Consider the following 6116-nt stretch of genomic DNA (forward strand, 5'->3'; position numbering starts at 1 on the left):
ATGTTGTCCTGCCTTTTTAATTTTGTACTGGCTTTTTCTTTTCTTGAAGGCGGTTTTTGAATTCAGTAAGTAGGCCTTCCCCTTGTAAGCCTTGTTGAATAAGGTCGGTCAAAACAATCTCGGCCATATTGAGTCGACTTGGAACTAAATTTCCCTCAAGGAGGACACTCACGCTATTCTCCATTTCCTTGATGATCTTCACTTCACCCATTAAAGAGGCAGGGTCATTTGATTTTTGGGAAATTGTGACTTGGAGATTCAGCTTTGCCTCGTCTTGTTTGGCTTTTTCGAATATTGTTTTATACGATTTATCAATAAAAGCTTCTACAATCCAACTGTTTTCTCCATCCTCTTGATTGATGATCAATCCATCAATCAACGGTATTTCCTCAATACGGCTTGGCTGTTCCTTCTGGTGAAGAACCACTAGTGATACCAATCTAAACGTTTTCAAATCCCTGCCCCCCCTATATTCCGTTCGTACTATAATGATAGTTAAATTATAACATATTTTGTATATTATATGGATTAGACGTGGAAATGAACCGGAATTTCTACTGTGAAAAAAATTGTAGAAATATAGATAATTATTGGTTTTGGTAAGACCTTCTGTAAGAAAGTTGAAAACAATGCAGATAATTTCCATTTTTATAGAAAAAATCCCTGAGATAATTAAATTTTCCTAATTTTACCTATGTCGAATCGTGAAGTATGATAGCCTTGTTAGATTTAACTAAGGAGGTAAGATTCATGATTAATCAAGTAATTTTGGTAGGAAGGCTGACCCGTGATCCTGATTTGCGGTACACCCAGGAAGGAAAAGCGATAGCACATGTGACACTTGCAGTTAGCCGGAATTTTAAGAATGCAGGTGGTGAAATTGACACCGATTTTGTGAACTGCACGCTTTGGCGAAAAACAGCTGAAAATACAGCAAACTTTTGTAAAAAGGGTTCTATTCTAGGTGTCACCGGACGAATCCAAACACGTAACTATCAAAACAATGAGGGAAAAAGGGTCTATGTGACTGAAGTGTTGGCAGACTCAGTAAAATTCCTCGGTGGGAAGCCAAGGGAACTCGTTGAAAATTAAGGTTCTTGGATGTTTTGAACTAGGGAGGAAACGATTATGAACGATGATGAGATCAAAACGATTAATGAAAAGTTAAATAAGCTTGCGATGGGAATTGCTTTGCATCTGGAAACGTTACAAGGCCAAATTGGTGATAGAATGGATCAGATTGATAGAACCTACAATGAACGGCTTTTGCAAGTCAATCAAATTTTAGAAGGGAAGCGCTTATAATATGAAACCTGTAAAAAAGAGATTTAGAATATGAAAAATTTTCACAAACCCACTATCCATGTACCTCGCAACAAGAAGCCTCGGTCGTCTTTTCAAAAATGATTCCTCTAGAGATAGATGGATACTTCGGTAATTCCTCATTTTTTGCCAATCATGGTCTCAACATGGTTGGCTTTTTTCTTATTCATATAATAGAACGTTTGTTCCTTAATGTCAATGTGTTGGATAAACTTTTATTTTAGCGTTGACAACAAAAGTGTATTAATCATATAATACATAGTGTATTAACCAATTGGTACACGATGTATTTTTTTATTATGACTGTATGGTGTGATTAATACAGTTTTTTTATAAGTGGTGTATTAACCCCTTGATACAGGGAGACGAATTTATAGGAGTTGGGTCTATGGATGTCAAGTTTAATAATCGGGATCCTGTGTACGTGCAAGTTATTCAGTATTTTAAGGAGCAAATTGCAAAAGGCTTTTTTGAACCAGGACAGGAGATTCCGTCAAGAAGAGAGTTAGCGAATCGGTTGAAAATAAATCCGAATACGGCGCAGCGGGCGTATAAAGAAATGGAGGAACAAGGATTGATTTTTACGGAAGGCAATTTACCTAGTCGAATAACGAAGGATGAAGAGGTATTGAAAATGGTTCGCGAGGAATTAATTTTGGATGCAGTTTCTACATTTATTCAATCAGTTCGGTCGATTAACGTGCCATTAAAAGAGGTAATGAATTTAGTTGAAAAAGAGTACGAAAAAGAATAGGGGGGATTTTGGTGATTGAAGTAAAAGAAGTAACGAAGAAGTTTGGCAGAAAGACTGTCCTAAAAGGAGTCTCATTTACGGCTGAAAAAGGGAAGATTACTTGCTTGATTGGGATTAATGGTGTAGGAAAAACGACCGTCATGAAGGCGATTATGAACTTAACTCCGATTAATGGTGGAGAAATACTAATTAATGGAGAAAAAATTCATAAAGGCAGCTATGAAAAAATTACGTTTATCCCAGACACGATTACGATGCTGCCACAAATGAAAATAAAAGAAGCCTTCACATTTATGGAAGATTTCTATGACAGCTGGAATCAAAAGCGTGCGGATGAGCTTCTTGAGTTTTTTAGACTAAAAGAAACTGATCGCATTTCCGAGCTGTCTAAGGGAAATACGGCAAAGGTGAACCTAATCCTTGGACTCGCTTTGGATGTCGATTATGTCCTCATGGATGAGCCTTTTTCGGGGATTGATATTTTTAGTCGTGAACAAATTGCCGAGGTATTTACAAGTCATTTAATTGAGGACCGTAGCGTGATCATCACAACCCACGAAATCAATGATATCGAACATTTAATTGATAAAGTTGTTTTGCTTGATGATGGTGTCGTGTTAAAAGAATTCGATACCGAAGAGGTTAGGGAGAATGAAGGCAAATCAGTGATTGATGTAATGAGAGAGGTGTATCGTGGATGAATCGATATTTAAAATTAGTGAATTTCGAGTTTACTCGTTTTTGGAAACTGTATCTTGTCTTGGTTGGAATCACAGTTTTTTTTCAAGTAGTTGGTCTTATCGTTGAATCACAATTATATCTGGGTCGAGCAAACAAAGCGATTTATGAGGATTTAGTATCGGTGAGTGATTTTATCTCACAATATGGGAAGATGTCCTTCTTTCATTTTGCTTCAACTGGTTGGTTTATCGGAACAATGATGTTTTGTGGAGCTACATTACTCATTTATGTTTTCTTTATTTGGTATCGCGATTGGCTTGGGAAGAACACGTTTAGTTATCGCTTGCTTGTGTTGCCAACGGCAAGGTTGAATATTTACTTGGCGAAAGCGACAACGATTTTACTGTTTGTTTTAGGGTTACTTGCCTTGCAGTTACTATTAATACCTTTAGAAAGTAAAGTGTTACAGTGGATGGTTCCGAACGAGTTTCGTCATGATTTAACATTGGAGGAAATTACGAATCTTTATTACTTAGAAGTCCTCTATCCAAATTCAATTATGGATTTTATCCTTTATTATGGGACTGGAATGGCAGCAGTGTGTGTGGTTTTTACAGCTATTTTGTTTGAACGTTCATATCGATTAAAAGGGATTTTTCTTGGGATTCTCTATGTTGCTGTATCGATTTTCGTCTTTTTTGCTCCAATATTTATCAATGAATTCATGATAGGTAATTATTTATTTGCAAATGAACTGTTTTACACGGTAGTTGGAACAGGATTACTTACATGGGCTGGAGCCATTTGGATTGGTAATTATCTATTGAATAAAAAAATCAGGGTTTGATAGGAGGTACACGAGTGAAACGATATTGGAAAATCCTTACGCTTTGTTTCATCACGGTTCTCGTGCTTGGAACGTTTTATATACAAACTAGTTTAGCCGCTGAAGACATTCGCTTTGAATTGGAAAAAGTAAGTGGCGACGAGAATGAAGTGAAAAATCTAAAAATGAATGTCTCATATGCAGTGGAAGACTTGCATCAAAGCTTTATTATTTCTGAAAAGGAAGCAATCAATTTAAATAATCAGTCGGTTTTCAAACAATTGACTAACCTCAATACGTGGACTTCTCTTTATCCATTAGTTGAGAACCATAAACAATTTATGCGTGGGAAGCATTTATTCCCGAATAGTTTTTATGAAGATCAAGATTTAGTTGTCTATGTCAATATTGAGGGTAAAAGTATAAACTCTTCTACGTCGGATTTGTATTTTGATATTGAAGTATTAGATAAGAAATCAGAGGAAACGACTTCAATGACGTTTGATCTGCCTAATCATGAAAAGTATCATTGGTTCGATATTATGGATATTCAAATCGTGAATGGGGAGTTAAAAGTGATTGCGCGGGGTTCTGGAGTCAATGGTGGTGAGGATTTAATTGTTTACACGGTTGATGTAAAGAACAAGAAAATGACAAACGAGGAACTCATTTATTCTTCTCCAGAAGTGAAGAATGGTTGGTCGGGATTTAGAGTGTTTAATGACTATTATTCAAGTCAACCTGAACAATATTTGATTTTTCTATCAGAGGCCTATGAACATGAGGATAGTGGAATGGAAGTAGAGCTAGCCAATAATAAGATGGTGTACGATATTAAAAATAACAAGATGGTAAAAATGGATTTACCTGAAGATTTTACTGGGGACTTTGATAATTCATCCATTGTAAATTCCACCATTATGGTTCCGGTTTACTCTGAAAGTGGAGTAAAGATCCTACAATATGATATTGAAACGGGAAATATCAACGAGAAACAGACTTTCGGTGTGGTAAATATGGAGAGTGATAAAGAGGCACCTTATATCAAAATACGAAATGAAAAAGTCTACACCGTGGAATCGACGGAGGATGGACATTACCTTTCAATTAGCGATATAAATACTGGAGAATCACTATATGAAGGAAAAATCATCGTAAAAAATAAAAAAACGGAAGACTACAAACTATACTTTTACGAAATTCAAGAATAATAGGCTGGGACATGGGGACAGGTCCCTTGTCCCAAACTAGGGTGAGAAAAATGGAGAAACATCAAATCGAACAGATTATTAATGAATATGAACCAGAACTGCGTTATGCTGCCTTTCGATATGTACGAAATTGGTCGGATGTGGATGATATTATGCAGGAAGTATTTTTGAAGATTTATTTGAAATTCCATTCTTTCAGGGATCCATCCAAGATAAAAGCATGGTTATATAGTATCACCCGTAATCAATGTATCGATTATCTACGCAGCAAGGTTGTTAAAGCCACTGTCTTAATGGATGATATCGAAGAACTGCGATTTTCAACGAATGAAACAGTAGAAAAAGAAATCGTTGAGAAGTTTGATAGAGAAACGCTATACCAACATATCGAGTCTTTGCCGAAGGATTATAAACAAACTTTATCTCTTTATTATTTTGGCGAATATTCCTATCGTGAAATTAGCTATTTATTAAGTAAAGACATTTCGTTTGTTAAAAATAAGCTGTTCAGAGGAAGGCTTATGCTGAAGAAAGTTTACGAGAACAATAAGGTAATTGTGTGAACAAAGGCCAATCATGGGAGGCAACGTGATTGGTCTTTTTTTATAGAGTTCTATTAAGGTATAATTATCCAATAATGACAATTTGTTGGGGATGAAGAGAGTGAGAGTCGGAGTTTTATTTGGGGTTGCGATATTAATAGGAGTTTTGCTAGGATTTTTGGATGTAGGTCAACCGACCAGTATGATCATAAGCATGATAGTCATAGTGTGTCTAACTACTTACCTATTTATTTATCCGATTTATTGGGAGAAAAATGTAGAAAAGATAGAGGCCTATCTTAAGAAACGAAGAAAAAATCCGGCATTTAAGCTCTATTACGGGATGGGCAATCAGATTGATCAGGATGTGAAAGAAGCAACGGAAGCTTTACTTGAAAAATATAAGCATCCCGCAAAACAGGCATTGTTTAAGACTTTGTATGCATTATACGAGGATGATATTTTACGAGTGAAGAAGGACATTGAGGACATCCATCCACCACAGTATAAAGCTTATTATCAAGCAATTGTCGCTGTGGAGGAAGGTAAATTGGAGAAGGCGGCTGAGCTTTGTGATCAGGTGAAATCTGAATGGATGAAGCATGCCCTGGCTGCTGGGATCGCGAAAAAGAAAGGGAATCACGAAGAGTATGTCGCCGAGATAGGAAAAGCGTTTGAGAAAACACGAGGAATGCAAAGGTATGTCATTTATAAGCAATACGAGAAGGATTTGAAGGCAAATTAATAGAGTGTGATTGATGGAATTGCGTTATAGCTTT

The 6116-nt window shown here is 36.3% G+C and carries 9 protein-coding genes; 8 read left to right on the plus strand and 1 reads right to left on the minus strand.

Going from position 1 to position 6116, the window contains the following annotated elements; translation table 11 throughout:
- Nucleotides 1-16 precede the first annotated feature (16 nt).
- Complete coding sequence (locus V7112_RS12525) at nt 17-454, minus strand: YwpF family protein (RefSeq protein ID WP_335419956.1); 438 nt, start codon at nt 452-454, stop codon at nt 17-19.
- A 296-nt stretch (nt 455-750) separates the two neighbouring features.
- On the opposite strand from V7112_RS12525, the gene ssb reads away from it, so the two are divergent.
- From ssb to V7112_RS12565, 8 genes are all read left to right on the plus strand, one after another.
- Nucleotides 751-1092 (plus strand): single-stranded DNA-binding protein, encoded by a 342-nt coding sequence (gene ssb / locus V7112_RS12530; RefSeq protein WP_335419962.1) that lies wholly within the window; start codon nt 751-753, stop codon nt 1090-1092.
- A 36-nt stretch (nt 1093-1128) separates the two neighbouring features.
- Nucleotides 1129-1305 (plus strand): hypothetical protein, encoded by a 177-nt coding sequence (locus V7112_RS12535; RefSeq protein WP_335419966.1) that lies wholly within the window; start codon nt 1129-1131, stop codon nt 1303-1305.
- A 406-nt stretch (nt 1306-1711) separates the two neighbouring features.
- Complete coding sequence (locus V7112_RS12540; protein WP_335419969.1) at nt 1712-2077, plus strand: GntR family transcriptional regulator; 366 nt, start codon at nt 1712-1714, stop codon at nt 2075-2077.
- An 11-nt stretch (nt 2078-2088) separates the two neighbouring features.
- The gene (locus tag V7112_RS12545; protein ID WP_335419971.1) at nt 2089-2778 is read left to right on the plus strand and encodes an ABC transporter ATP-binding protein; all 690 of its coding nucleotides are present in this window, start codon (nt 2089-2091) and stop codon (nt 2776-2778) included.
- Nucleotides 2775-3605, plus strand: a complete 831-nt coding sequence (locus V7112_RS12550; RefSeq protein ID WP_335419974.1) for a hypothetical protein — start codon at nt 2775-2777, stop codon at nt 3603-3605. The genes V7112_RS12545 and V7112_RS12550 overlap by 4 nt, the downstream gene beginning before the upstream one ends.
- 14 nt (nt 3606-3619) lie before the next feature.
- The gene (locus V7112_RS12555) at nt 3620-4795 is read left to right on the plus strand and encodes a hypothetical protein (RefSeq protein ID WP_335419976.1); all 1176 of its coding nucleotides are present in this window, start codon (nt 3620-3622) and stop codon (nt 4793-4795) included.
- Nucleotides 4796-4845: 50 nt separating this feature from the next.
- Nucleotides 4846-5358, plus strand: coding sequence for an RNA polymerase sigma factor (locus V7112_RS12560; protein WP_335419979.1), 513 nt, complete (start codon nt 4846-4848; stop codon nt 5356-5358).
- A gap of 100 nt (nt 5359-5458) precedes the next feature.
- Entirely contained in the window at nt 5459-6082 is a 624-nt protein-coding gene (locus V7112_RS12565) for a hypothetical protein (RefSeq protein WP_335419982.1), read from the plus strand.
- Nucleotides 6083-6116: the final 34 nt, after the last annotated feature.

It is taken from the genome of Bacillus sp. JJ1566 (assembly GCF_036962685.1).
Classification (GTDB): Bacteria; Bacillota; Bacilli; order Bacillales; family Bacillaceae_L; genus Ferdinandcohnia.